This window comes from Sphingomonas sp. LHG3406-1 (genome assembly GCF_029637485.1).
Taxonomy (GTDB): Bacteria; Pseudomonadota; Alphaproteobacteria; order Sphingomonadales; family Sphingomonadaceae; genus Sphingomicrobium.
In genome coordinates, this window is record NZ_CP069128.1 from 2,273,337 (window position 1) to 2,297,392 (window position 24,056).

Here is a 24,056-nt window from a genome sequence, read left to right on the forward strand (position 1 = left end):
CTTTTTCGGGTGAGAGCCGCTCATGACCCGCATCGTCCTCCACGACTATTTCCGCTCCTCCGCCAGCTACCGGGTGCGGATCGCGCTCAACCTCAAGGGCCTCTCCTACGAGCAGCACCATGTCAGCCTGGCCAAGGGCGAGCAGAAGGACGCGGCCTATACGGATATCAATCCGCAGGGCTTCGTACCCATGCTGGAATGGGACGAGCTCCGCCTTACCCAGAGCCTCGCCATCTTCGACTTCCTCGATGCGCAGGTGAAGGAACCGCCGTTCGTCCCGTCCGACCCCGAGGGCCGTGCCCATGTCCTCGCCCTCGCGCTGACGATTGCCTGCGACATCCACCCGCTCAACAACCTTCGGGTGCTCAAATATCTCAAGACCGAGCTCGGCCAGGAGCAGGCGGCGGTCGACGGCTGGTACCGCCACTGGGTCGAGGAAGGGCTTGCCGCGCTGGAGGCGCTGGCGGCACCGAAGGCCGGCCGCTTCCTCTACGGCGACCAGCTGTCGATGGCCGACATCTGCCTCGTCCCCCAGCTCTACAACGGCCGTCGCTTCGACGTGCCGATGGACGCCTATCCGACCCTTCTGAGCGCCGAGGCCTCGGCGCTCGCCCTGCCGGCCTTCAAGGCCGCCCACCCCGATGCCCAGGAGGTCCAGTCATGAACCGCGTCGACAATATGAGCGCCGGTCTGGAGCGCGTGCGCGCCCTTTCGGACGTCGATATCCCAAGCCTCGAGGGCAAGGTCAGCGAGGAGGAGTGGAAGCTCCGCGTCGACCTCGCCGCCGCCTACCGGCTGGTCGCCCATTACGGGTGGGACGACCTCATCTTCACCCACATGAGCGTCCGCATTCCGGGGCCCGAGCATCATTTCCTCCTGAACCCCTACAACCTCATGTTCGAGGAGGTGACCGCCTCGTCGCTGGTCAAGGTCGATCTCCAGGGCAATCCAGTCGATCCTTCGCCCTTCATCACCAATCCGGCCGGCTTCACCATCCATTCCGCCGTCCACATGGCGCGCGAGGATGCCAATGCCGTCATCCACCTCCATACGCCGCACGGCCAGGCCGTCGCCGCCCATTCCGAGGGCCTGCTGCCCCTGACGCAGACCGCCATGCTGATCCGCGGCGACCTCGCCTTCCACGATTATGAGGGCGTCGCCACCGACCACGAGGAGCGCGAGCGGATCGTCGCCGACCTCGGCACGAAGAACGCCATGCTGCTGCGCAACCACGGCACGCTGGCGGTCGGCTCGACGGTGGGCGAGGCCTTTATCCGCATCTATTTCCTCGAGCGGGCGTGCGAGGCGCAGATCTATGCGCTGTCGGCTGGCGACCAGGTCAACAATCCGCCGCAGGGCACGCCGGAGATCGCGGCCCAGCAGGGCGCGCAGGGGCTGAAGCTCGCCGCGCAGTTCCTCGCCTGGCCGGCGCTGCTCCGGAAGGCCTATCGGCTCGATCCTGGCTTCGCCAGCTAGGCGGCGAGGCGGATCGCCGGTCGGCTCGGCTTGACCGGCCGACCCTGTTCGTTTCCGAGGGTGAAGCGGCCCGACGCTTCCTCCAGCAGCTCGGCCTGCGCGGTCAGCTGCTGCGCCGCCGCGGCACTTTCCTCGATCATCGCCGCGCTCTGCTGAGCAGTCTCGTTCATCGCCCGGATCGCCTCGCGTATCTGCCCGATCAGCGTCGCCTGCCGCTCGTTCGCCGCGGCAATGCCGCCGATCCGGCCGTTCACGGCGCCGACACTGGCCGCGATGTCGTGGAGCGCCTGGTCGACCGACCGCACCGCTTCCACCGCGTCGCCGATGTCGGACTGCGTGGTGGTGAGCTGTGCCCGCGCCCTTTTCGCTTCTTCCTCCGCCCGCATGGCAAGCGCGCTGACGAGGTCCGCCACCACCGCGAACCCGCGTCCCGCCTCGCCCGCGCGCCCCGCTTCCACCGCCGCATTCATCGCCAGCACTCGAGTCTGGAAGGCGATCTTGTCGAGACCCTCGATCACCGCGTCGATGCCCTGAGCGCTTTCACTCACGCGACTCATCGCCGTCACCGCCATGTCTGCCGTGCCGCGCCCGCTTGCCAGCGTCTCCATGCCCGTATTGGCCACCGCAACCGTCTCGCTCGCCGTCGACGCCGTGTCGCGCACATGGCGATCGATCTCGTCGAGTGCGTTGGTCGTCTCATCGAGGCTCGCCGCATTGCGCTCGGTGCGGCGCGCGATCTCGCCATTGGCCTCGGCGATCTCCCGCGCGCTCATGCGCAGCACCACCGCACTGTCGCGCACCTCGCCGACGATTCCGCCAAGACTTGAGATGGCCGCATTGAAGTCGGACTTGAGCCGTGCGAACGGAGCCTCGAGCGTGCTGGTGACCGGCTTGCCAAGGTCGCCGCAAGCAAGGGCGGAAAGGCCGTTGCCGATGCTGTCCACGATCAGCTGCGACTGGGCGGCCTTGGCCTGCTCGGCCGCTTCAAGCTGCACCCGGAACGCCTCCATGCCGCGCGCCAGCATGCCCAGCTCGTCGCCCCGCTCCGACCCTGCGACGGCCGTGCTGCGGTCGCCTTCAGCCATTCGTTCGATCGCGCCGGCCAGTTCAGCCAGCGGTGCGATCAGCCGCGCGTTCACGGCAGCCGTCACGCGCCAGGCGATCAGGATGGCCATGGCCATGGACAGGAGGATCAGCAGCTTGGCCACGACCACCATCCACGTCGCGTTACGGCTGCGGGACTCGGCATAGCCCTCGATGATGTTGGTGACCTGCTCCATTTCCGCCTCGAGTTCCTCGAAGCTGGTGAAGAACTGGGGCAGGGCCGCCGCTGCCGCCGCCGGATCGCGGGCGGCGCTGTTGGAGATGGTCAGTGCGCTGTCGGCATAGGCCTGCAGCGGCTTGGCGACCTTCGCGGCCGCCGCCGAGACTGGTTGGCTGTCCTGGTAGGTGCTGGCCGCCGCCATCGCTTCGCGAAACTGCTGGAGATGGTCGGCAAGGTCCTGCCGCGCCTTGCGGGCATCGATCTGGAGTGCCGGGTCACGCGCCGCGAGGATCGCCAGCACGTCGCCGCGTACCGCATCGTGCATCATGTCCGCGGTCATGTGGTTGCGGAGCAGCGACCCGGCATTTTCCTGCTGCACGATCGCCGAGCGGAGCAGCAGCGCCGAGCCGATTCCGACGGCGCCGCACAGCGCAAGGAGCCCGACCATCAGCCAACTCACCTTGCGGGTCAGTTCCTTCAATGACCGGTTCGAGATCATGTTTCCTCCGCCTCGTCCCGTGACTTTCCGAGCACAAGCCTCGCCGATCATTATAGTCCGTATCGAGCCGCTGCGGGCGCTCGCTCCTATGATTGAAGGGAACCGGACGAGGACATGCCGATGGCCAGACTTGCCATGCTTGCCGCCGCGCTCCTGCCCTTCGGCAGCGCTGCAGTGGCTCAGACCCTTCCTGACCATGGCCGCCAGGAGCAGGCGATCGACTGGGGCGCCAGCTACAAGCTCGATCTCAGCTTCGGCCGCGATGGCTCGCGACGGGTGCAGCGTCTCGACAATCTCGATCTCACCGCCGGCGCGTCACTGGAGCCGCTCGGGTGGAGCGGTGTCCGCGCCTACGTTCATCTGCTGGGCAACAGCGGCGCCCGCCCGAATGATCGCGCGGGTACGCTCCAGGGCATCAACAACATCGAGGTGCCGAAACCAGGCCTGCGGCTGTTCGAGGCGTGGATCGAGCAGGAGTTCGGCCGCGGCTCGCTACGCGCAGGCGCCTACAATCTCAACGGGGAGTTCTACGTCACGGACAGCAGCGGTCTCCTCCTTGCCCCGGTGTTCGGGATCGGCTCGGAGCTGGCCGCGACCGGTGCGCGAGGACCCGCCATCTTCCCTTATTCGGCGCTTGCCGTGCGGGGCGATGTGAAGCTCTCTCGCGACGGGATCGTCCGGGCGGCGCTCGTCAACGCCTCCGCCGGAACCCTGTTCGACAAGGGCGGCATCGACGTCGACTTTGGCGACGGGCTGCTCGGGATCGCCGAGGGTGGGATCGAGGGGTCTTCCGGCAAGCTGTTGGTGGGCGCCTGGGCCTATTCCAGGCGCCAAGAAGAGCACAATCCCGCGGGGGTCGGTCGCCACCGCGCGCAGGGCATCTACCTTCTCGCAGAGAAGCCGCTTGCAGATGGCCTCACGGCGTTCGGCCGGGCCGGCCTGTCGGACGGGCGCACATCCGCCTTCAGGGGCGGCTGGCAGATCGGCTTTCAGCGCGAGCCCGCACCGTTCGGCAGCCCGGGCAGTGCCTTCGCCATCGGCATCCACCAGGCCTGGCTGTCGAACGGTGAGCAAAAGACAATCGCGCTTGCCGGCGATCGACCGTCGCGGACAGAGGCGGGCGCCGAGATCACGTTGAGGGAGCGCCTGCTCGGCCCCATCAGCATCCAGCCGAGCGTGCAGTGGATCCGCAATGCCGGCGGGATCGCCAATACCCGCGGACTATTGGTCGGAACCCTCCGCCTGTCGATCGAGCTGTAGCCGAACCGCTTGAGCACAGCCCCGCACCCTGTTAGGGGCGCGCCAGCGCACGCCGCTTTAGCTCAGTTGGTAGAGCACCTCATTCGTAATGAGGGGGTCACAGGTTCGAGTCCTGTAAGCGGCACCATTTCTGGGTTCGGCGAAGTACGTCCGGAGTTGGCATCACCCCTAGAGTGCGCCTGATACCGTCCCGGCACGACGATTGACCTCGCTGGCCACTCAGCTCGGCTTTGCGTTCATGGTGGACGTAAAGGACGTTGCGAAAGTGGACGTCGAAAGCGGACGGGCTGATACCCGAGGGCTCGCCCAATTCCACGATGAGCACCAGCTCAGAATAGCGGGTTCGAAGAAGCGCGATCCTTCGGGCAATCCGCTTCGTCGAAGAAAGGCCTGGGCAGGACTGGTGGTTGGTGGCGTCCAACCCCTTGCCCTGCGCTCGGGACGTCATCGCATCAGCAGAAGTGTTCAGCAGCCGCCTTGGTCAAAGCCTGGTGGGTGAATGGCTTGTGGATCACCGGCGACTGGGAAAGCCAGGGATCGGTCGCAGCAAGCTCGACATATCCCGTTACGACCAGATGACGGATCGCCAGTTCCCTCAGCTGCCTGGCAACGGGGCCGGTCAGGGTTCCATTGAGGTTCCCATCGAGAGTCACGGCATCCGGCCGTTCCCGATCGATCAGACCCAGGGCTTCGGGCACCGTACCGGCGATCCCGACGATCTCGCATCCGGCATCAAGCAATGCATCTTCGATCGCCATGGCCACCATCGTCTCGTCTTCGACAATCAATACACGCATGCCGGCCAAGCACGAGGGGTCAGGTTGCAACAGGTTCACTCCCAAGGCCTTCAATCAGGCCCGGCTGATCCACAAGGAGAAAGTCGAACTCCCAGGAGACGCCATCGGGTGCGACAATTCGCTCCGCCCTTCCCCGCAGATCGTTAGATACCGAGCGCCGGATCAGGCGGGAGCCGAAGCCGTCTCCGGCCAGCGTCGGCGGACTGCCGAGACCCGTTTCCTCCCACTTGAGCCGAACTTGCCGACCCCCGTCATCGCCACTCACTGTCCACGCGATGGTCACCTGCCCCCCATGACCAATCGCCCCATGTTTTGCCGAATTGGTGGAAAGCTCATGGAGGATGAGGGCCAGCGCGACGCCCTGCTTCGGGCCAAGTTGGAAGTTGGGCCCCTCAATCCGGATCAGGTGCCGCTCGCGTTGGTAAGGCGCCATTTCGGCTGTCGCGAGGTCACGAAACGACAGATTACGCCAGTTGGTGCTTAGCAGCAGCCCATGGGCGGTCGACAGCGCCGCCAGCCGGCCTTCGAACGCGGGGGCGAATTGCTCCAACGAGTTGGAGCGGCTCAGTGTCGCCGTGGCAATCGCCTGGACCACCGCCAGGACGTTCTTGACCCGATGCGACAATTCGGCGGCAAGCAGGCGCTGATGCTCGACCAATCTGCGTTGCTCGTCGACGTCGACGATGGCGACAACACCGCCATCCATTTCCCCTTGCGCGTTGCGGATTGGAGCGCCGAGGATACGGACCCAGGCCATCGTCCCGTCACCACGCCGATAATGAAATTCCCCCTCGGCAGGCTCGCCCTCGGCAAGAACCCTGGCGAGCGGATACTCCTCACTTTCGACGCGCCGCCCGTCGGCATGGTAGGACTCCCACTCGCCATACTCCTGAGCGCTCCGTGATTGCAGCACCGGGTGCCGAAAGACCTGCTCCACGGTGCGATTGCCGAAGCGGATCGCACCGGAGGGAGCATCGCAGACGACCACACCGATGGGCAGCGCTTCCAGTATCTGCTCCAGCTGAAGCCTCGAACTGGCGAGTTCCGCATCGAGCGAGAGCAGCTTCGTTTCGCTTTGCCGCCACGCGGTGACGTCGATGGCCACGCCAGCCGTGCCGGCGATGTTTCCTTCAAGGTCGTGAAGCACTGTGCGGGTGACGGAAAGGTGACGTTCGTGACCGTCCAAGATGACGGCTTCGTCGAACCGCACCGGAGCACCTTGCTCCGCCGCTCGCTGCTCATGCTCTGCAGCCGTATCGGCGAACAGGGGAGGGTGGATCTCGGCATCAGTTCGCCCGACGATGTCGTCTACGGAGCGTCCGAAGAACTTGGCACCGACCTCGCTCATCAACGTGTACTTCCCGTGCGCGTTCTTGGCGAATACGGCGCCGTGGACCGACGCCAGGACCGACCGCAGCAGTTGCTCGATCTCGGCCCTCTGCACATGATGCCGCAGTGCCGTCGCGCCTAACGCCGCGGCAAGTGCCAGGAGGCCGGTACCCGCAACGGTCAGCCACAAGGTGTATTGGTTGGCTCGGCGGTCCGCCTCGTCTGCCGTCATCGAGCGGGTTTCGAGCAGCCGCTGCTCCTCGGCGACGATCCGGTCGAGCACTCCGTTGATCGCCCGCATGTGCTGGCGACCTTCCCCCGTTCGGACGATTGCCAGCGCCTCGGCCGTGCGCCCGCCGCTCGTCAGATTAATGGTCTCCCTGAGGACCCCCGCAAGGTCGGCGACCGACCGGTCAAGGCTCGCGAGGCTGGCTTGCTGTCTCGGATTGTCCCGCGTCGCCCGCCGTAGCTTTTCCCGATAAACCCGTTCGTCGCGAGAGCCCTGGAAATAGGGCTCAAGAAACGCACTGCTCTCCGTCAAGAGATAGCCGCGCTGACCGCGCTGCATGGCCTCAAGCGCGGCGGTCAGTCGCTCGGCCTCGATGATCACCTGCATGGTGTGGTTGCGCAAGGCCTCCGCCTGCGATCGTTCCGCCGACGCTCGAATCGTGCCCAAGCCCAACGTGGCAAGAACGAACGCGACGCCGAGCAGTCCGATGAGGGCAATCACAATGATCCGGCGCACACAAACCTCGTTGAAGATGCGCCACGTGAATTCGAGTCGCGGCTGAGTGGGGACGCAGGTGATGCTGGGAACTGGTTGAGCTTACTGCAGAACTTCGATCTTGCGTTTCGAATAGCCAGCAGATTGTCCGGGGAATAAACTCATTTTCTGGTCTGTACCTCGGAGGCCTGCTGTTCCGAGCTTAGGTCTGTCTCGGCCGTGTGATTGGCGCCATTCCTGGCATAAAAGGTTCGCATACTCGAGAGGTCCGCTCCCGGCCCTTGCGCACGCGCCAGAGCAGAGTGTGTCCCTTGCTGCAGTGGATCCTAGCGCTGCCGAGCGGCCCCGCAGGATCAGTGAGGCCAGATGCTTGAGCGAATCACCGCTCGGATTCAGTTGGCGACGGAAGCCAGACGTCGACCGACCCTTTACGTCGCCAGCGCTTCCGCAATCAATTTCCGCATGGGGACCTGGGCCTTCAGCCTTGCCCCGAGCAAGGCTGTGCCGCTGATCTTGCGCTGGACGAACAGCAGGTCGGACGGGGGTAGATGCCAGCTGGTCTTGTCGGCCGCGATGCGCATGCCTTCCTCGCGCAGGATGCCGAGGAAGGCGCGATCGCCGAAGCTGAAGTCGCCCGACTTGTGCAGCTCGTCGAGAATGACTCGCACCATCCGGTCGAGCGCCTGCGCATGGTTGTCGGCCACGGCTTGACCGAGAAAGCCGGCGGCGACCGCACCTTCCTTCAGGGCATCCGCATCCTGGGCGAGGGCGGCCGAGAGCAAGGTGCGATAGCCTTCGATGATCGACGCCGGCACGTCCTGCGCGGCGCCGAAGTCGAGCAACGCAATCCGACCGTCGGTCGCCAGACGGTAGTTGGCGAAATTGGGATCGGTCTGCATCGTGCCGAACTCGAATAACTCGCGGAGAACCAAACGGACGATGCGGCCAACGGCTTCGCTGCGCTCCTGCTGCGGAGCGGAAGATAGTTGTTCTATGGGGTGGCTATCGATGAAGGTCATCGAAAGTGCGCGGGCGGTGGTGAATTCCTCGTCGAGGGCGGGGACGACGAAGTCGGGGCTGCCTTCGAGGAGGGTGCCGAAGCGGCGGAGCTGCTCGCCCTCGCGGCGATAGTCGGCCTCGCGCGCGAGTTGCGCCTTGGCTTCGGCGAGCAGGGGCGCGATGTCGAGCCCGGCCGGAAGCAGACCGGACACGCGCAGCAGCGAGGCGACATTGTCGACATCGGCGTCGATGCTTTCGGCGACGCCCGGATATTGCACCTTGATCGCGAGGATCCGGCCATCGTGCGTCTCGGCGCGGTGGACCTGCCCGATCGAGGCGGCGGCGACCGGATGCGCCTGGAAGCGGCGGAAGCGGCGGCGCCAGTCCTTGCCCCATTCGCCCTCCAGCACCTGCGCAAGCTGCGCCGGGGGCATGTGGAAGGCATTGCTGCGCAGGCGGGCGAGGATGTCGGACAGTTCGGGCGGGAGGAAGTCGCCGCTGTCGAGCGAGATCATCTGCCCGAGCTTCATCGCCGCGCCGCGAAGGTGGGCGAGCCGGTCGGCCACCCGCGACAGATTGCCGGGGGTAAGGAGAAGGTCGCGGCCGCTCGGCCGTTCGCCGGCCGCGAGGCGGCGGGCGCCTTCGGCCAGCATGCCGCCCGCGATCCCGCCGGCGAGCTTGCCGAACTGGCTGGCCCGGGCGAAGCGCGACCGCGGAACGGCGCGGCCCTGATCGTCGCTCATCGGGCGAGCCGCCGCTGGAGGGCAGGACGGACGCGGAGAAAGCGGACGTAGGCGCGTTCGAGCAGGGCAAGGACGACCGGCACCCGCGCAAGCTCCCCGAGCGGACGAAGCCAGGGAATGGCGCGCCACATGGCGGCGAAGGCCGCGGCCCCGCTCAGCAGGCGATCCCCCTCGCGCGCATGGAAGCGGGCGAGCAGGGCGGCGCGGTCGACCGGGCAATCGGCCGGCGCGTCCGGGTCGGACACGTCGATGAAGCGGATCCGGCCCCTCCGGTCGAGCCGCTGCATGAAGGCGATCTCGCGGCGGCAGAGCGGACAGGCGCCATCGAACCAGACGGTGAGCATGAGGGTCATATAGGGAGCCGGGGCAACCGCCGCAGGTGGCCGGAAGGCCGTGCCCCGTCGCTCAGGCGAGAATGGCCGCAAGCGCGCGGGCGAGCTGGTCCCGGCCATAAGGCTTGGCGATCACCGCCGCGTTGCCGAGGCCGCTCAGATTGCCTTCGGCATAGCCGGTTGCGAACAGGAAGGGGATGCCCCGTTCCTTCAGCAGGGCGGCAATCGGGAAGCTCTGCTGTTCGTTGAGGTTGACGTCGAGGATGGCGGCGTCGAACGGCGCTGTCCGCGCGAGATCGAGCGCTTCGTCGAGGCGGTAGGCAGGCCCGACCACGTGATAGCCGAGTTCGAGGACGAGATCCTCGAGCGCGAAGGCGATCAGCGGCTCGTCCTCGACGAGCAGGATGCAGGCGGGCTCAGCCATGGGCCGGCATCGGGGCGTCGACCTCGCAGGCAACCCCGTCCGGATCGAAATGGATGGCGACCTTGCCGCCAAGCTCGGCGGCGAGACCGCGCTCGATCATCCGGCTGCCGAAGCCGCGACGGGCCGGGCGCGACACCGGTGGCCCGCCGCTTTCCTTCCAGCGGAGGCGAAGCCGGCCGTCGTCGGCGCTCCAGCGGATGGTCACCCGGCCGCCCTCGACGCCCAGGCTGCCATATTTGAGCGCATTGGTGGCAAGTTCATGGATGGCCATGGCAAGACTGACGGCGACCTTGGGCGGGAGCATGATGTCGCCGCCGTCAAGGGTCAGCCGGTCGTCATCCGACCGCACGGCGGTGAAGGTGTCGCAGATCAGCCGGCGCAGCGGAACCGCTTCCCACCGTTCCCGGGTGAGGATCCCGTGGGCAGCCGACAATGCGCCGAGCCGGCCTTCGAAGCGCGCGAGCTGCTCGGACGCGGTGCCAGCGCCCTTGAAGCTTTGCTGGGCGACGCTCTGGATGATGGCGAGCAGGTTCTTGGCGCGGTGGCTGAGCTCGTTGATCAGCAGCTGCTGATGGGCCTCGGCCAGCTTGCGGTGCGTGATGTCCTCGAGGGCGACCACGGCAAGGTCCGCGGTGCCGTCGTCGGCGAGGATTGGCGAGGCATGGCCGAGCAGGGTGATGATCTTCCCGTCGGGACGCCGATAGAGCATCTCGTCGCCGACCACCGTCTCCCCGAAGGCGACCGCGCGGAACAGGGGATAGGCTTCGAGCGGGACCGGCGCGCCATGCTCGTCGACGCCGCCGTATTGGTCATAGGTGTTCTTGTCCCCCGACAGCACCGGATGGCCCAGCATGTCCTCCAGCGCCTGGTTGAAGAGGAAGATCTCGCCGTCGGGCATGCGCGCGACGCCGACCCCGATCGGCATCTGCTCGAGGAGGGCGCGGAGCTGCTCCTCGCTGCGGCGAACCTTGTCGACCGCCTCCCGGCGCTCTTCGACGTCGAACACCGAGCCGACATAGCCAAGGAAGTTGCCCTGCGCGTCGAAGCGGGGCGCGGCGCCGTCGATACACCAGTGGTAGCTGCCGTCGGCGCGGCGCACCCGCATGTCGGTCTCGAACGGCTGCCGTTCCTCGTTCGCGCGGATGAAGGTCCGTTCCGCATCGGGCCGGTCATCCGGATGGACGGCATCGAGCCAGCCGAAGCCCTCGCCCTTGCCGGGCTCCTGGCCGGTGAACTCGTACCAGGTGCGATTGAGGTAGGTGCAATAGCCGGTCTCGTCCGTCACCCACAGCATCATCGGCGTATGGTCGGCGATATTGCGGAAGCGGTCCTCGCTTTCGCGAAGGATGGCTTCGGAACGGACCCGCACGATGTGGGCCCAGCTGCGCTCGGTGGCTTCGGCGACCAGCGCCTGTTCCTCGTCCGTCCAGGCCCGCGGCTGGTTCTGGTGGACCGCCATCATGGCGGCGAGCTTGCCGCCGCGCACGAACGGCATGCAGATGGTCGCCTGGATGCCGATCGCCAGGAACTTGGCGCCTTCGGCGCGGCCGAGTTCGCCGACGACGTCGCGGATCACCAGCGGCTTGCCCCCACGCATCGCCCGGGCCGCCGTTTCACCGAAGCTGTCGAGGCTGTAGCTGCCGACAATGCTGCGCGCACCTGCCGCAGACCAGTCGCCGCGGATGGTGAAGGCGTCCTGGTCGACCTCGAGGTCGGCATAAGCGACGACCGAGGCGTTCATATGTTCGCCCAGCAGACGCGCGGTGACCGTCATGATCTGTTCGGGTGCCGAGAGATCGCTGATCTGCCGCGACATGCGATCGAACAGGCTGAGCCGTTCGGCGCGCGCCTTCAGTGCCCGTTCGGCCGCCACCCGATCGGTCGTCTCGATGACGATGGCGAGGACGCCGGCCGGCCGGCCATTGTCGCCGAGCACCGGCGAATAATCGAGGTTCATGCTGACCGCTTCCGGCCGGCCGTGGCGGTGGAGGGTCAGTTCCTGGTCGGCGAAGGAAAGGGTGCCGCCGGCCAGGCCGACCTTCATCACATGGTCGTTGAAGTCGGCGACCTCGGGCCAGCCTTCGCGGACGCGCGATCCCAGGAGCTCGGGATGCCGCCCGCCGGCGAAGGTCGAATAGGCATCGTTGTAGAGCATGATGCCGTCTTCGCCCCACAGCATGACGATCGGCACGGGCGAGCGCAGGAGGAGGCCGGTCGCGGCCTTCAGGCTCTGCGACCATGATTCGACCGGCCCGAGACTGTCGGACCAGTCGCGGGATTTGATCAGGGCGCCGCATTCGCCGCCGCCATCCAGGAACACGGGCATTGGATTCGCGCTAGCGGACGGACGCACCGGCGGAAAGAGCGACTTTCAACATTGGCGGCAAAAGGTTAGTTGCCGGGCCATGCCGCTCTACAGTCTCGACGATATCGGTCCCACCCTGTCCCCGGGGAGCTGGGCGGCGCCGAGCGCGGACCTGATCGGCGACGTGCGGCTGGGCGAGCGGGCAAGCGTCTGGTTCGGCGCGGTCGTCCGGGCCGACAACACGCCCATCCTGATCGGCGACGACAGCAACGTCCAGGACGGGGCGGTCTGCCATAGCGATCCGCACGCGCCGCTGACCATCGGGCGGCGGGTGACGGTCGGGCACCAGGCGATCCTTCACGGCTGCACGGTGGCGGACGGCGCCCTCATCGGCATGGGCGCCCGGGTGCTGAACGGGGCCTTCATCGGGGAGCGCTGCATCGTCGGTGCCGGGGCGCTGGTGCCGGAGGGCAAGACCTATGAGGGCGGGCACCTGCTGGTCGGGGCGCCGGCGCGGATCGTCCGGCCGCTGACCGACGCCGAACTGCAGATGCTCGACGCGAGCGCTTTCCATTATGCGGAGAAAGCGGCGCTCTACGCCACAAGGTTGCGGTTACAGGCCTGACACTTGAGGGCGGCGCGCCGTGGCCCCAATTGTTCGTCCATGATCGACATTCGTCCCTTCCCGACCCTCGGCCACGCCGATCACGGCTGGCTCGATGCGCGCCACCATTTCTCCTTCGCCAACTATCATGATCCCGGCCGGATGGGATGGGGCAGCATCCGCGTGTGGAACGACGACCGGATCGCCGCCAAGTCCGGCTTCCCGCCGCACCCGCACCGCGACATGGAGATCGTCACCTACGTCCGCACCGGCGCGATCACGCACCAGGACAGCATGGGCAACAAGGGCCGGACCGGCGCCGGCGACGTCCAGGTGATGAGCGCGGGCAGCGGCGTGGTCCACGCCGAATATAATCTCGAGGACGAGGAAACGACCCTGTTCCAGATCTGGATCGAGACCGACCGGCCGGGGGCCAAGCCTGGCTGGGGCGCCATGCCGTTTCCGCGGGAGGCGCGTGACGGGGCGTTCCAGCTGCTCGCCAGCGGCGATGCGGACGACGGCGCGCTGACCATCAACGCCGATGCGCGGGTGCTCGGCGCGACGCTGAAGGGCGGCAGCCGGATCCGCCTCGAGGCCGATCCCGCGCGGCACCTGTACCTGGTGCCCTCGGCGCCGGTGCGGGTGAACGGCGTCGCCGCGGGCCCCCGCGACGGGGTCGCGATCACGGGCGAGGCGACATTGCTGATCGAGGGCGAGGAAGACGCCGAGCTGGTCCTGGTCGACGCCCGCTGACGTCGGGACCGGCTTGCCGCGGCGGTCCGGCTGGTCCAAAGGTCCTGCAATCTCCCCTTCAGCATCGATTGACTAGCCAGACCTCGTGCAACGGACCTTTCTTGCCTTCGCCGGCCTGCTGCTGAGCGGAACCGCGCTCGCCCAGAACACGGCCAGCCCGGCGAACGTCGTCACGCCGGCGCCGCCGCCGCGGGAGGGAACGGTCGGGCCGGAGCAGCTGCGCGACTTCTCGCTGCCGGGCACGCGCACGACCCCGCCGTCGCAGGCGCCGACGCCCGTCCCGGCACCGACGCCCCCCCCGGCAGCGGCGCAGGAAGATCAGCGGCCCGCGACCCCGCCTGCCCGGCCGTCGGCCGGATCGGCGGCGCCCGCCCCCTGGACCGCACCGCCGGCCACGGGCGAGCGCCCGGCGGCGGTCGCAAACGATGGCCTGACGTCTCCGGAGCCGCCAGCGGGCGGGGTGCGGCCGGAAGCTGGTGCGGCACAGTTGCCGACCGCGACCGCGCCCCTGCCGCTGCCGACCCTGGCCGAACCGCCGCTGTCCGCTCCTGAAGCCTCGCCGGCGGCCGAGGGGACGCCATTGCTCGCCTGGTGGCCATGGCTGCTGGTCGCGGCGCTGGCCGGGATCGGCCTCGCTTTGCTCCTCCGGCAGCGTCGTCGGGCGGTCGCCTCGGGGATCGGCGACGAGGAGGCCTTTGCCTACCAGCCCGCACCCGAGCCCGCGCCAGAGCCCGAGCCTGCTCCGGCACCTGTGGCCGAGCGGGTCCCCGCATCGGCACCCGCCGCTGCGCCGCTTCCCTCGGGGCTGGTGACGACCCGGCTTCGTTCGCCTGCGGCCCAGGCTTTGGTCGAGCGAGTGCCGGCCGAGGCCTCGGCGCCCGTCGCCGCGCCGGTGCCGCCGGCAGCGCCGACCGGTGCGGTGGTCAGTCGCCGGCTGCGGGCCTGGGTCGATCTCGACCTCGGCATGCGTGAAATCCTCTTCGTCGAGGACGAGGCGCTGGTCCGCTTCGATCTCGTGGTCGCCAACGGCGGCGCTGCGCCGGCGCGGCAGATCGTCATCGAGGCGATCGCGCTCAACGCCGGCGACACGCAGGGGGAGGAACTGGCCCGCTTCTTCGCGCGCCCCGCCGCCGCCGAGGCCGGGATCGCCGAGATCGGGCCCCTCGCCCAGGTCGCGCTCAGCCACGAGATCCGCCTGCCGCGCAGCGCCATTCGCGCCTACGAGGCGCAGGGCAGGACGCTGTTCGTGCCGGTGGTCGCCTTCAATGCCAGCTACCGCACCGCCGCCGGCGAGGGCCGCACCAGCGCCGCCTTCCTGGTCGGGCGCGACATGCCCGGGTCGGACCGACTCGCCCCGCTGAAGCTGGAGACGGGCGCCGCCCGCCTGCTCGGCCTCGGCGTTCGCCGGCTCGACGAGGCGGTGCGCAGGTGATCCAAGGCGTTGACAGTGCCGGTTCCGGGGGGCATTGGCGCCCGGCCTGACCTCGTGGAGAGGTGGCCGAGTGGTTAAAGGCAGCAGACTGTAAATCTGCCCGCGCAAGCGTACGCTGGTTCGAATCCAGCCCTCTCCACCATCCTGCCAATGCGCAAGGCCGCGTCGCAGTCACACTTATCCACAGAATTGGTGCAGGTTCGAAACTGATTCGCCGGACATGCTTGGCCTGGGGCAGTCGTCGACGAAATTCACCGCCCTTTTTTGACGAATCGCACTGAATCCGCCCTTTTTTAAAAGAGGTTGCCGGTCAATCTGGGCTTAACTTCCCGGCCCGCCTTCTGCTATTTAACACCAATGACCTCAGAAGCTTCGGCAACATGTGGGTCGATGGAAAGAGTTGAGCCGATCGGGGGGTCGGGCTCTTCGTTGGCCGCAGGGGGGCAGGGCGCGAACCGTTGTGTTCGGCTGAGCCGCGGTCAGCTCGAAGTGCTTCGTCTCGTCAACCAGCATCTCAACTCGAAGGAGATTGGAAGTGCCCTCGGCATTTCCAGTCACACCGTCGATCAGCGCATCCGTGGTGCGATACGAACCCTTGGCGTTGCCCGGCGCAGCGAGGCCGCGCGTCTGGTCGATGCCTATGACCGGTCGATTGCCACGTCCAACCTCGAGGCCACCGAGACCCCCGCATATCAGCGATTGAAACATCAATCGCCGGACATCGACGCCGCAACGGACCGATCGCAAATCGATGGGGCGATCAGTTATCAGATTCGGCACGCTGATCGTACAGAGGGGGCCGGGGCGTATCGCCTCGAAACCGAGCAGAGGTCGATGCGTGACCGGCCCTCTCTGGTTCTTCCGTGGTCGACACCACACCAACCCCGCAACGGGTGGAGCGTGGGGCAGCGGCTGGTCACGATCGCGGGGATTGCGATCGCCGCCAGCTTCTCGGCCGGGATGTTCCTCGCGGGGCTCGAGAGTCTGTCGCGACTGGTTCGTCCCTGACGAGAGCCGCCCGCTTGCCGATTGCGAACCAGGCGGACCGAGGGCGGGAGCTTTCGGCAAGGAGACTTCATGCGCAGGCAGATTCTTGAACAAACGGCTTTGGATGTGGCGCACCAGGTTCGTGCAGTCGAAGACAGCATCGAGGCGGCGCTGATCGAACTGGCGGAGCTGCAGAACCGGATGATCCGGGCGCGATCGGTTGCCGGCGTCGGCATCGCGACGGGCCACGATGCGCTGGAGCGTGTCGCCCATTCGCTCCAGGCGCTGGTCAGCGCCCGCGGCGGGATGGCCCAGTGCCATGCCGCACTCGCCGAGGCCAAGCAGAAGGTGCCCGGTCTGCGGACAACCGCCTTCGGCGACGTCCAGGAATGTCCTCCTCCCGGAGCGATGACAACGCTCCGCGCGGTCGCTTGACGATCGCTCACGACAACTTCAACCATGAACCGCCGGCCAAGTGCCGGCGGTTCTGCGCCGGCTGCTGATGCGGATCACGTTCTTCTTCCTCTTGCTCCTCTCGGTGAACGTGCTGGCCTTCTGGCGCGGGCGCAGCGACGAGCGGCTGGCGGCCCTGACCTGCGTCGGCGGAGCCCTGCTGACGCTTGTTGCGCGAGCGCCCATCTGGCACCGCTTCAGCCAATTCGAGCTACTGTCCTTCGGGATCGATCTCGCCATCTTCCTCGCCTTCCTCGCGATCGCGCTCCGCTCCGAGCGCTTCTGGCCGATGTGGGTCGCCGGCCTCCAGCTCACCGCCACCACCGTCCACCTGCTGAAGCTGGTCAACCCGGACCTGATGCGCTTCGTCTTCGGCGCTGCCCTGGCCTTCTGGTCCTATCCGATCCTGATCCTCATCGCGGTCGGCGCCTGGCGGACCAGCCTGGTCGAGCGATGGCGCTCGCCCGACATTGCCGGACGCGGAACGATCCCCTAGCCACGACGGCCATGACCTTGCCGCTCGTCACCGCCCTGCTCGATGCGCTGGAAGAGCCGGCGCTGCTGGTGGAAGGCGAGCGGACCGAGGCGGCCAACGACGCCGCGCGCGCGCTGCTCGGGCCGCGCCTGGTCGGCCAGAACATCCGCTTTGCCATCCGCCAGCCGCAGGCGCTCGACGCCATCCTGTCCGGCCGGACCGGACAGTTCGAAGTGCTTGGCATCGGCGGGGTCGAGCGCAGCTTCGAAGTGTCGATCAACCGCCTTTCGCCGACGCTTCTGCTGGTCCGCCTGGTCGACCGGTCGGCGCGGCGCGCGGCCGAGCGGGCGCAGGTCGACTTCGTCGCCAACGCCAGCCACGAACTGAGGACTCCGCTGGCGGCGGTGCTCGGCTTCTCCGAGACACTGGCGGAAGAAGGAGCCCTTCCCGAATCCATACGCCGGCGCTTCGGCGAGCAGATCCACACCCAGGCGCAGCGCATGATGGTCATCATCCGCGACCTCATGAGCCTGAGCCGGATCGAGGCCGACCGTTTCAGCCAGCCGTCCGGACGCGTGATGCTGGCGGACGTCCTGCGCGAGGCGATCCAGGCCGCGGCACCGCTCGCCGCCGAGAAGAATTGCCAAATCATGCTCGAGGCGGATCAGAGCCTCGGGACGGTGCAGGGAGACCTGCCACAGCTGCGGCAGCTCGTCGACAATCTCGTCGGCAATGCGCTTCGCTACGGATGCAGCGCCGGGGGCAAGGCAGTCGAGGTCAGGCTCGAGCGAGCGGGCGAATGGCAGCGCCTTTGCGTTCGCGATCATGGCGAGGGGGTTTCGCCCGAGCATCTGCCCCGCCTGACCGAGCGCTTCTATCGCGTCGACGACGCCCGCAGCCGGGACAGTGGCGGGACCGGGCTCGGCCTCGCCATCGTTGCGCATATCGTCGAGCGGCACCGCGGCCTGCTCGAGATCCGCAGCAGGCCCGGCGAGGGAACCGAGGTCGAGGTTCGGCTGCCCGCGCGCTGAAGCGAGCGCCGTGTCATCAGTCTGTAACCTGCGCGTCACATGGCGGCCGCGACCCGGCGGCTAAGGCGCCCCCGGGGGGCCTGTCGGCCCATGGGAGATACAAGGACATGAGCAAGTTCTGGCTTGCACTGCCGCTGGTGCTGGCAGTGGGCGCATGCGGTGGGGGTTCGAACAACGCGGCCTCGCAGCTGAAGATCGTCGGTTCGTCGACCGTCTATCCGTTCACGACCGCGATCGCCGAGGCTTTCCAGAAGGCCAATGCCGGCACCAGCGTGATCGTCGAATCGACCGGCACCGGTTCGGGCATCAAGCTGTTCTGCGAAGGCGTGGGGCAGAAGTTCCCGGACATGGTCAACGCTTCGCGGCAGATGAAGAAGAGCGAATATGACGCCTGCTCCGCCGCCGGCGCCAAGCAGGTCATCGAGGTTCCGATCGGGATCGACGGCCTGACGCTCATCGAATCGAACCAGACTGCGCCGCTCAAGGTGAGCCTCGCCGACATCTACGCGGCAGTGGCCGCCAATCCCTATGGCAGGGGCCCGAACAAGGCGCAGACCTGGAAGGACGTCAATCCGGCCCTTCCGGCGCTCAAGATCCGCGTCCTCGGGCCGCCGCCGACCAGCGGCACCCGCGACAGCTTCGCCGAACTGATGCTCACCAAGGGTTGCGAGAGCGATCCGGCGATGAAGGCGCTGAAGAGTTCCGACGAGGCCAGGCACAAGGACATCTGCACCAAGGTGCGCGAGGACGGGCTGTTCGTCGAAGCCGGCGAGAACGACAATCTGCTGGTGCAGAAGGTCGAGGCCGATCCGGGCACCATCGGCGTGCTCGGCTACAGCTTCCTGTCGGCCAATGCGGACAAGATCCGCCCGGTGGAGATCGACGGCGTGCTTCCGACCGAGGCGACCATCCAGGACCTAAGCTATCCGGGCGCCCGCCGGCTCTATCTCTACGCCAAGGGCGAGCATGCGGCGGTGAAGCCGGCGATCAAGGGCTTCCTTGCCCAGTTCGCCAAGGAATGGGGTGCGGGCGGCCTGCTCGAGAAGCGCGGTCTCGTCCCCTTCAAGGGCCAGGATGCGGCGGCTGCCAATAGCGTGGTCACCGGCATGACCCCGCTCGACCCCTCGACGCTCAAGTAAGGCGCTCCGGGACTGTCATGACCCTTGCTGTCGGCCTGATCCTGGTCCTGCTGGTCGCCGCGACCGCCTTCGTGCTTGCACGGGGGCGGGCGGCGGCCCTGCGCTCGGCCGGACCGGGCCGGCAGCGGCTCAACAGCCTGCCTTTCTACCACGGCGCCTTCGCCTTCCTGTGGGCGGCAGTGCCGGCCCTGCTGTTCCTCGCCGCCTGGACGCCGATCCAGCAGGCGCTGATCGAGCAGTCGGTGCTGGCAAGCACGGCCGGGCAGCAGCTTCCCGACTTCGACCTCGCCCGCGACTCCATCCTCGAGGAAGCGCGCAATGTCGCAAGTGGCGCGGCCGAGCTCGCCTTCAATCCGGCCGCACAGGCGCTGGTGCCGGAATATCAGGCGGCGAGCGGCCGCTATTCGCTGATCGGCAGCGGCTTTGCCTTGCTGCTGGCGCTGGCCGGAGCGGGCTGGGCGCTGTCGCGGGTGGGACTGAACCTCAGGGCGCGGGCGGGCGTCGAGAAGTGGCTGATGGGGGTGCTGGTCGCGGCCTCGCTGATTGCCATCCTGACCACCTTCGGGATCGTCCTCTCGCTGCTGTTCGAGACCATGCGCTTCTTTTCCATGGTCCCGGCAAGCGACTTCCTGTTCGGTACCAGCTGGTCGCCGCAGGTAGCGATCCGCGCCGACCAGGCGGGTTCGTCGGGCGCCTTCGGGTCGGTCCCGCTGTTCTGGGGCACGGTCTTCATCGGTGCGATCATCGCCATGATCGTAGCGATCCCGCTCGGGCTGATGAGCGCCATCTTCCTGACGCAATATGCACCGGGCAAGCTGCGCTCGGTGCTGAAGCCGCTGCTCGAGATCCTCGCCGGCGTGCCGACGGTGGTCTACGGCTATTTTGCGGCGCTGACCGTGGCGCCGCTGATGCGCGACCTTGGCCTTGCCATCGGCATCACCAGCGCGTCGAGCGAAAGCGCGCTGGCCGCAGGCCTGGTGATGGGGGTGATGATCATCCCGTTCGTCTCCTCCATGGCCGACGACAGCATCGCCGCCGTGCCGCAGGCGATGCGCGACGGCAGCCTGGCGCTCGGCGCGACCCGGTCGGAGACGATCCGCAAGGTGATCCTTCCCGCCGCGCTGCCGGGCGTGGTCGGCGGCGTGCTGCTGGCCGTGTCGCGGGCGATCGGCGAGACGATGATCGTGGTAATGGCCGCGGGCCTAGCCGCCAACCTCACCGCCAATCCGTTCGACAGCGTGACCACCGTCACCACCCAGATCGTCCAGCTGCTGACCGGCGACCAGGAGTTCGACAGCCCCAAGACCCTGGCCGCCTTCGCGCTCGGGCTGGTGCTGTTCCTGGTGACGCTGTTCCTCAACCTCATCGCGCTGCGCGTCGTGCGCAAGTACCGGGAAGCCTATGAATAGCCCCGACAACCGCTGGTCGAGCGAGGCCATGACCCGGCGCGTCAAGCGGCGCTATGCGTCGGAGCGCCGGTTCAAGGCGCTCGGGCTGACTGCCGTGCTCGTCAGCCTCGCCTTTCTCGCCTTCCTGCTGATCACCATGACGGTGCGCGGCATGGGCGGGTTCAGCGAGACGTTCCTGACCGCCAGCGACGCGACCGACCCGATGGCGGTCGGCGTGTGGGGGGCGCTCAAGGGCTCGTTCCTGACCATCCTGGTGACCATGTCGCTGGCCTTCCCGGTCGGGGTGCTGGCGGCCGTCTACCTGGAGGAGTTCGCCCAGCGCAGCCGCTGGAACGACTTCATCGAGGTCAGCATCAACAATCTTGCCGCGGTGCCGTCGATCATCTTCGGCCTGCTTGGCCTCGCCGTCTTCCTCAACGTCATGCAGCTGCCCCGTTCGGCGGCGCTGGTCGGCGGGCTGACGCTGGCGCTGATGACCATGCCGGTGATCGTCATCGCCGGGCGCAACGCGATCAAGGCGGTGCCGCCGTCGATCCGCGACGCGGCGCTGGGCGTCGGCGCGTCCAAGATGCAGGTCGTGTTCCACCACGTCCTGCCGCTGGCGCTGCCGGGGATCATGACCGGCACCATCATCGGCATGGCACGCGCGCTGGGCGAGACGGCGCCGCTGCTGATGATCGGCATGCGCGCCTTCATCGCGACTCCGCCCAACGGCCTGACCGATCCCGCCACCGTGCTTCCGGTCCAGATCTTCCTCTGGTCGGACGAGGTCGACCGCGCGTTCGTCGAGAAGACCAGCGCGGCGATCATCGTCCTGCTGCTGTTCATGCTTCTGATGAACGGCCTCGCCATCTATCTTCGCAACCGCTTCGAGCGCCGCTGGTAAGGCCGCTACCCATGAACAACGAAAAAGAGCCCATCATCACCAACTCGGCGGTGCCCTTCCCGTCCAACGCCATCGCGGCGCAGGCGGCGGCGCAAGATCCGCTGGCACCCGGCGGCGACGGCGGCGAGCCGATGCCGGCGACCACCGGCGAGCAGCCGCGGATGGTGGCCCCGGCCGAGGGCGACATCGCGACCTCGCCCAAGATGCGGGCCAAGGACGTCCGCGTCTTCTACGGCGAGAAGGAAGCGCTGAAGGGCGTCTCGATCGAGGTCCACGACGACAAGGTCACCGCCTTCATCGGCCCGTCGGGCTGCGGCAAGTCGACCTTCCTGCGCTGCCTCAACCGGATGAACGACACCATCGCCGGGGCGCGGGTGACGGGGACGATCACGCTCGACGGGCAGGACATCAGTTCGCCCGACATGGACGTGGTCCAGCTCCGCGCGCGGGTCGGCATGGTGTTCCAGAAGCCGAACCCCTTTCCCAAGTCGATCTACGAGAATGTCGCTTACGGGCCGCGCATCCACGGCCTGGCCGAAGGCAAGAGCGAGCTGGACGGGATCGTCGAGAAGAGCCTCCGCCGTGCCGGCCTGTGGGACGAGGTGAAGGACCGCCTGAACGAAAGCGGCACGGCCCTGTCGGGCGGCCAGCAGCAGCGTCTGTGTATCGCCCGCGCCATCGCGGTCGATCCGGAAGTCATCCTGATGGACGAGCCCTGTTCGGCGCTCGACCCGATCGCGACGGCCAAGATCGAGGAGCTGATCCACGAGCTGCGCGGCCGCTATGCGATCGCCATCGTCACCCACAACATGCAGCAGGCCGCCCGAGTCAGCCAGCGGACCGCTTTCTTCCACCTCGGTGAACTGATCGAATACGGCAAGACCAAGGAGATCTTCACCAACCCGCGCGAGCAGCGCACCCAGGACTATATCACCGGCCGGTACGGCTGAGGGAGGGCGTGCAAGTGGCTACCCAGGGACATACGCTCAAGGCGTTCGACGAGGATCTCGACCGGCTGCGCGCGCTCATCACCGAGATGGGCGGCCGGGCCGAGCATGCGATCATCGAGGCGATGCGCTGCCTGTCTGAGCGTGACGGCGACGGCGCGCTCAAGGTGATCGAGGACGACAAGAAGATCGACGCGCTCGAGGTCGAGACCGAGCGGCGGGTGATCCAGCTGATCGCCCTTCGCGCGCCGATGGCCGGCGACCTTCGCGACGTGGTCGCCGCGCTCAAGATCTCGGGCGTGGTGGAGCGCATCGGCGACTATGCCAAGAACATCGCCAAGCGCGTCGCCGTGCTGGAAGGCGCGGGCAAGATCGAGCCTTTGTCGCTGCTGCCAGAAATGGCGCGCATCGCCGTCGGCATGGTGCACGACGTGCTGAACGCCTTCGTCCAGCGCGACGCCGAGGCCGCCGTCCGGGTGTGCAAGCGCGACAAGGCGGTCGACGACTTCTACGACAGCGTGTTCCGGACCCTCCTCACCCACATGATGGAGAATCCGCACAACATCGGCCAGGCGGCGCACCTGCTGTTCGTCGCCAAGAACCTCGAGCGGGTCGGCGACCATGCCACCAACATCGCCGAGATGGTCTATTATGCCGCCACCGGCGAACATATGGCCGACCGGATCAAGGGCGCGGAAGGGCTGACGGTCTGATGGCGGCGCGGGGGCAATTGCTGCTGGTCGAGGACGATCGATCCCTGGCCGAGCTCATCACCTTCCACTTCGACCGGGAGGGCTACAAGGTCACCCGCACGGGCGACGGCGAGGAAGCCCTGTTGCTGGCCGAGGAGATCAAGCCCGACCTGATGATCCTCGACTGGATGATCGAGGGGATCAGCGGCATCGAGGTGTGCCGGCGGCTGCGGCGGCGGCAGACCACCGCCAACCTGCCGATCCTGATGCTGACGGCACGCGGCGAGGAGAATGATCGCGTGCGCGGGCTGGAGACCGGCGCCGACGACTATATCACCAAGCCGTTCAGCCCGAAGGAACTGGTGGCGCGTGCCGCCGCCGTGCTTCGCCGGGTTCGTCCCGCGCTGGCCGCGCAGACGCTCGACTATGCCGGGCTGGAGATGGACATCACCGCGCACCGGGTGAAGCGCGACGGCAAGACGCTTTCACTCGGGCCGACCGAATATCGGCTGCTGCGCCACTTCCTCGAGCATCCGGGCCGGGTCTTCTCGCGCCAGCAGCTGCTCGAGACGGTCTGGCCGCACAGCGAGGAGATCGAGCTTCGCACGGTCGACGTCCATATCCGCCGGCTGCGCCTTGCGCTCGGGGAGCCGGACCTGATCCGGACGGTGCGCAGCGCCGGCTATGCGCTTGACGCGGACGGCCTCGCCTAGCTCAGCACCAGCGCCCACAGGCTCGCGCCCACGCTGAGCAGGAAGACGATGAGGATCAGGCTGAAGCGGGTGGCGGAGGCCTTCGACCGCGCGATCGCCTCCTCGTCGATCCAGTAGCGTCCGCCACCCGAATCGCGGACATCGCCGCGCTTGACCAGATAGTCGAGCATCTCCTTCGTGCCCTTGGCCGACAGGTCGAGCGGGATCGCGGCCCGGCTGTTGGTCGCCCGTGCCTTCTTCAGCGGATCGGTTATCAGCCTGGCCGATGCGGCCTGCTGCTGCGCGGCGGCGATGAGGGCGGCGTTGATCGCGGGATTGGCCATGAGGGCAGGATAACGGAACCGTGCGTCGCTCCCAAGCGATTCCGGCTCGTAACGATCTGT

24 protein-coding genes and 2 tRNA genes are annotated in these 24,056 nt (G+C 67.4%); 18 read left to right on the forward strand and 8 right to left on the reverse strand.

The features are described from left to right. The first annotated feature begins 22 nt into the window (after positions 1-22). Positions 23-664, forward strand: coding sequence for a maleylacetoacetate isomerase (gene maiA / locus JOY29_RS11125; RefSeq protein ID WP_300973597.1), 642 nt, complete (start codon positions 23-25; stop codon positions 662-664). Continuing rightward, on the forward strand, positions 661-1,476 hold the full coding sequence (locus JOY29_RS11130) for a class II aldolase/adducin family protein (protein WP_300973598.1): 816 nt from the start codon (positions 661-663) through the stop codon (positions 1,474-1,476). Before maiA ends, JOY29_RS11130 begins: the two co-directional genes overlap by 4 nt. Here JOY29_RS11130 and JOY29_RS11135 read toward each other — a convergent pair. Continuing rightward, positions 1,473-3,239 carry a methyl-accepting chemotaxis protein gene (locus JOY29_RS11135; protein ID WP_300973599.1) on the reverse strand — a complete coding sequence of 589 codons (1,767 nt, stop codon included), beginning with the start codon at positions 3,237-3,239 and terminating at the stop codon, positions 1,473-1,475. The genes JOY29_RS11130 and JOY29_RS11135 overlap by 4 nt on opposite strands. 120 nt (positions 3,240-3,359) lie before the next feature. Here JOY29_RS11135 and JOY29_RS11140 point away from each other — a divergent pair, with 120 nt between their 5' ends. Together JOY29_RS11140 and JOY29_RS11145 are read left to right on the forward strand one after the other, a co-directional pair. Next, positions 3,360-4,499, forward strand: coding sequence for a carbohydrate porin (locus JOY29_RS11140; protein ID WP_300973600.1), 1,140 nt, complete (start codon positions 3,360-3,362; stop codon positions 4,497-4,499). A 51-nt stretch (positions 4,500-4,550) separates the two neighbouring features. Next, a tRNA-Thr gene (locus JOY29_RS11145) sits at positions 4,551-4,626 on the forward strand. Between the two features lie 325 nt (positions 4,627-4,951). On the opposite strand, the gene JOY29_RS11150 is transcribed toward JOY29_RS11145, so the two are convergent. From JOY29_RS11150 to JOY29_RS11175, 6 genes are all read right to left on the reverse strand, one after another. Further along, positions 4,952-5,296: a response regulator gene (locus tag JOY29_RS11150; protein ID WP_300973601.1), complete on the reverse strand. Its 345-nt coding sequence runs from the start codon at positions 5,294-5,296 to the stop codon at positions 4,952-4,954. A gap of 19 nt (positions 5,297-5,315) precedes the next feature. Next, positions 5,316-7,370: a CHASE3 domain-containing protein gene (locus tag JOY29_RS11155; protein WP_300973602.1), complete on the reverse strand. Its 2,055-nt coding sequence runs from the start codon at positions 7,368-7,370 to the stop codon at positions 5,316-5,318. 407 nt (positions 7,371-7,777) lie between these two features. After that, positions 7,778-9,091, reverse strand: coding sequence for an AarF/ABC1/UbiB kinase family protein (locus JOY29_RS11160; RefSeq protein ID WP_300973603.1), 1,314 nt, complete (start codon positions 9,089-9,091; stop codon positions 7,778-7,780). Then, positions 9,088-9,444: a DUF393 domain-containing protein gene (locus tag JOY29_RS11165; RefSeq protein WP_300973604.1), complete on the reverse strand. Its 357-nt coding sequence runs from the start codon at positions 9,442-9,444 to the stop codon at positions 9,088-9,090. Before JOY29_RS11165 ends, JOY29_RS11160 begins: the two co-directional genes overlap by 4 nt. 52 nt (positions 9,445-9,496) lie before the next feature. Next, positions 9,497-9,847: a response regulator gene (locus JOY29_RS11170; protein WP_300973605.1), complete on the reverse strand. Its 351-nt coding sequence runs from the start codon at positions 9,845-9,847 to the stop codon at positions 9,497-9,499. Next, complete coding sequence (locus JOY29_RS11175) at positions 9,840-12,173, reverse strand: PAS domain S-box protein (protein WP_300973606.1); 2,334 nt, start codon at positions 12,171-12,173, stop codon at positions 9,840-9,842. The genes JOY29_RS11170 and JOY29_RS11175 overlap by 8 nt, the downstream gene beginning before the upstream one ends. Before the next feature lie 79 nt (positions 12,174-12,252). Here JOY29_RS11175 and JOY29_RS11180 point away from each other — a divergent pair, with 79 nt between their 5' ends. From JOY29_RS11180 to phoB, 14 genes are all read left to right on the forward strand, one after another. Then, positions 12,253-12,777, forward strand: coding sequence for a gamma carbonic anhydrase family protein (locus JOY29_RS11180; RefSeq protein WP_300973607.1), 525 nt, complete (start codon positions 12,253-12,255; stop codon positions 12,775-12,777). Between the two features lie 39 nt (positions 12,778-12,816). After that, positions 12,817-13,509, forward strand: a complete 693-nt coding sequence (locus JOY29_RS11185; RefSeq protein ID WP_300973608.1) for a pirin family protein — start codon at positions 12,817-12,819, stop codon at positions 13,507-13,509. Between the two features lie 85 nt (positions 13,510-13,594). Next, entirely contained in the window at positions 13,595-14,941 is a 1,347-nt protein-coding gene (locus JOY29_RS11190; RefSeq protein WP_300973609.1) for a hypothetical protein, read from the forward strand. A 56-nt stretch (positions 14,942-14,997) separates the two neighbouring features. Continuing rightward, a tRNA-Tyr gene (locus tag JOY29_RS11195) sits at positions 14,998-15,083 on the forward strand. A 248-nt stretch (positions 15,084-15,331) separates the two neighbouring features. Then, the gene (locus JOY29_RS11200; protein ID WP_300973610.1) at positions 15,332-15,949 is read left to right on the forward strand and encodes a helix-turn-helix transcriptional regulator; all 618 of its coding nucleotides are present in this window, start codon (positions 15,332-15,334) and stop codon (positions 15,947-15,949) included. Between the two features lie 69 nt (positions 15,950-16,018). Beyond that, positions 16,019-16,363 carry a hypothetical protein gene (locus JOY29_RS11205; protein ID WP_300973611.1) on the forward strand — a complete coding sequence of 115 codons (345 nt, stop codon included), beginning with the start codon at positions 16,019-16,021 and terminating at the stop codon, positions 16,361-16,363. A 40-nt stretch (positions 16,364-16,403) separates the two neighbouring features. After that, positions 16,404-16,877, forward strand: a complete 474-nt coding sequence (locus JOY29_RS11210; RefSeq protein ID WP_300973612.1) for a hypothetical protein — start codon at positions 16,404-16,406, stop codon at positions 16,875-16,877. Positions 16,878-16,888: 11 nt separating this feature from the next. Beyond that, a complete protein-coding gene (locus JOY29_RS11215; RefSeq protein WP_300973613.1) occupies positions 16,889-17,887 on the forward strand; it encodes an ATP-binding protein in 999 nt (332 codons plus the stop codon). A gap of 107 nt (positions 17,888-17,994) precedes the next feature. After that, a complete protein-coding gene (locus tag JOY29_RS11220; RefSeq protein ID WP_300973614.1) occupies positions 17,995-19,026 on the forward strand; it encodes a substrate-binding domain-containing protein in 1,032 nt (343 codons plus the stop codon). Positions 19,027-19,043: 17 nt separating this feature from the next. After that, positions 19,044-20,435, forward strand: a complete 1,392-nt coding sequence (gene pstC / locus JOY29_RS11225) for a phosphate ABC transporter permease subunit PstC (protein WP_300973615.1) — start codon at positions 19,044-19,046, stop codon at positions 20,433-20,435. Continuing rightward, positions 20,428-21,321 (forward strand): phosphate ABC transporter permease PstA, encoded by an 894-nt coding sequence (pstA, locus tag JOY29_RS11230; protein ID WP_300973616.1) that lies wholly within the window; start codon positions 20,428-20,430, stop codon positions 21,319-21,321. Before pstC ends, pstA begins: the two co-directional genes overlap by 8 nt. A 161-nt stretch (positions 21,322-21,482) precedes the next feature. After that, complete coding sequence (pstB, locus tag JOY29_RS11235) at positions 21,483-22,271, forward strand: phosphate ABC transporter ATP-binding protein PstB (protein WP_300975532.1); 789 nt, start codon at positions 21,483-21,485, stop codon at positions 22,269-22,271. A gap of 14 nt (positions 22,272-22,285) precedes the next feature. Next, positions 22,286-22,981, forward strand: a complete 696-nt coding sequence (gene phoU / locus JOY29_RS11240; protein WP_300973617.1) for a phosphate signaling complex protein PhoU — start codon at positions 22,286-22,288, stop codon at positions 22,979-22,981. After that, positions 22,981-23,673 (forward strand): phosphate regulon transcriptional regulator PhoB, encoded by a 693-nt coding sequence (phoB, locus tag JOY29_RS11245; protein ID WP_300973619.1) that lies wholly within the window; start codon positions 22,981-22,983, stop codon positions 23,671-23,673. The genes phoU and phoB overlap by 1 nt, the downstream gene beginning before the upstream one ends. Here the strand turns inward: phoB and JOY29_RS11250 are convergent. Continuing rightward, positions 23,670-23,996 carry a hypothetical protein gene (locus JOY29_RS11250; RefSeq protein WP_300973620.1) on the reverse strand — a complete coding sequence of 109 codons (327 nt, stop codon included), beginning with the start codon at positions 23,994-23,996 and terminating at the stop codon, positions 23,670-23,672. The two genes, phoB and JOY29_RS11250, sit on opposite strands and share 4 nt — an antisense overlap. Positions 23,997-24,056: the final 60 nt, after the last annotated feature.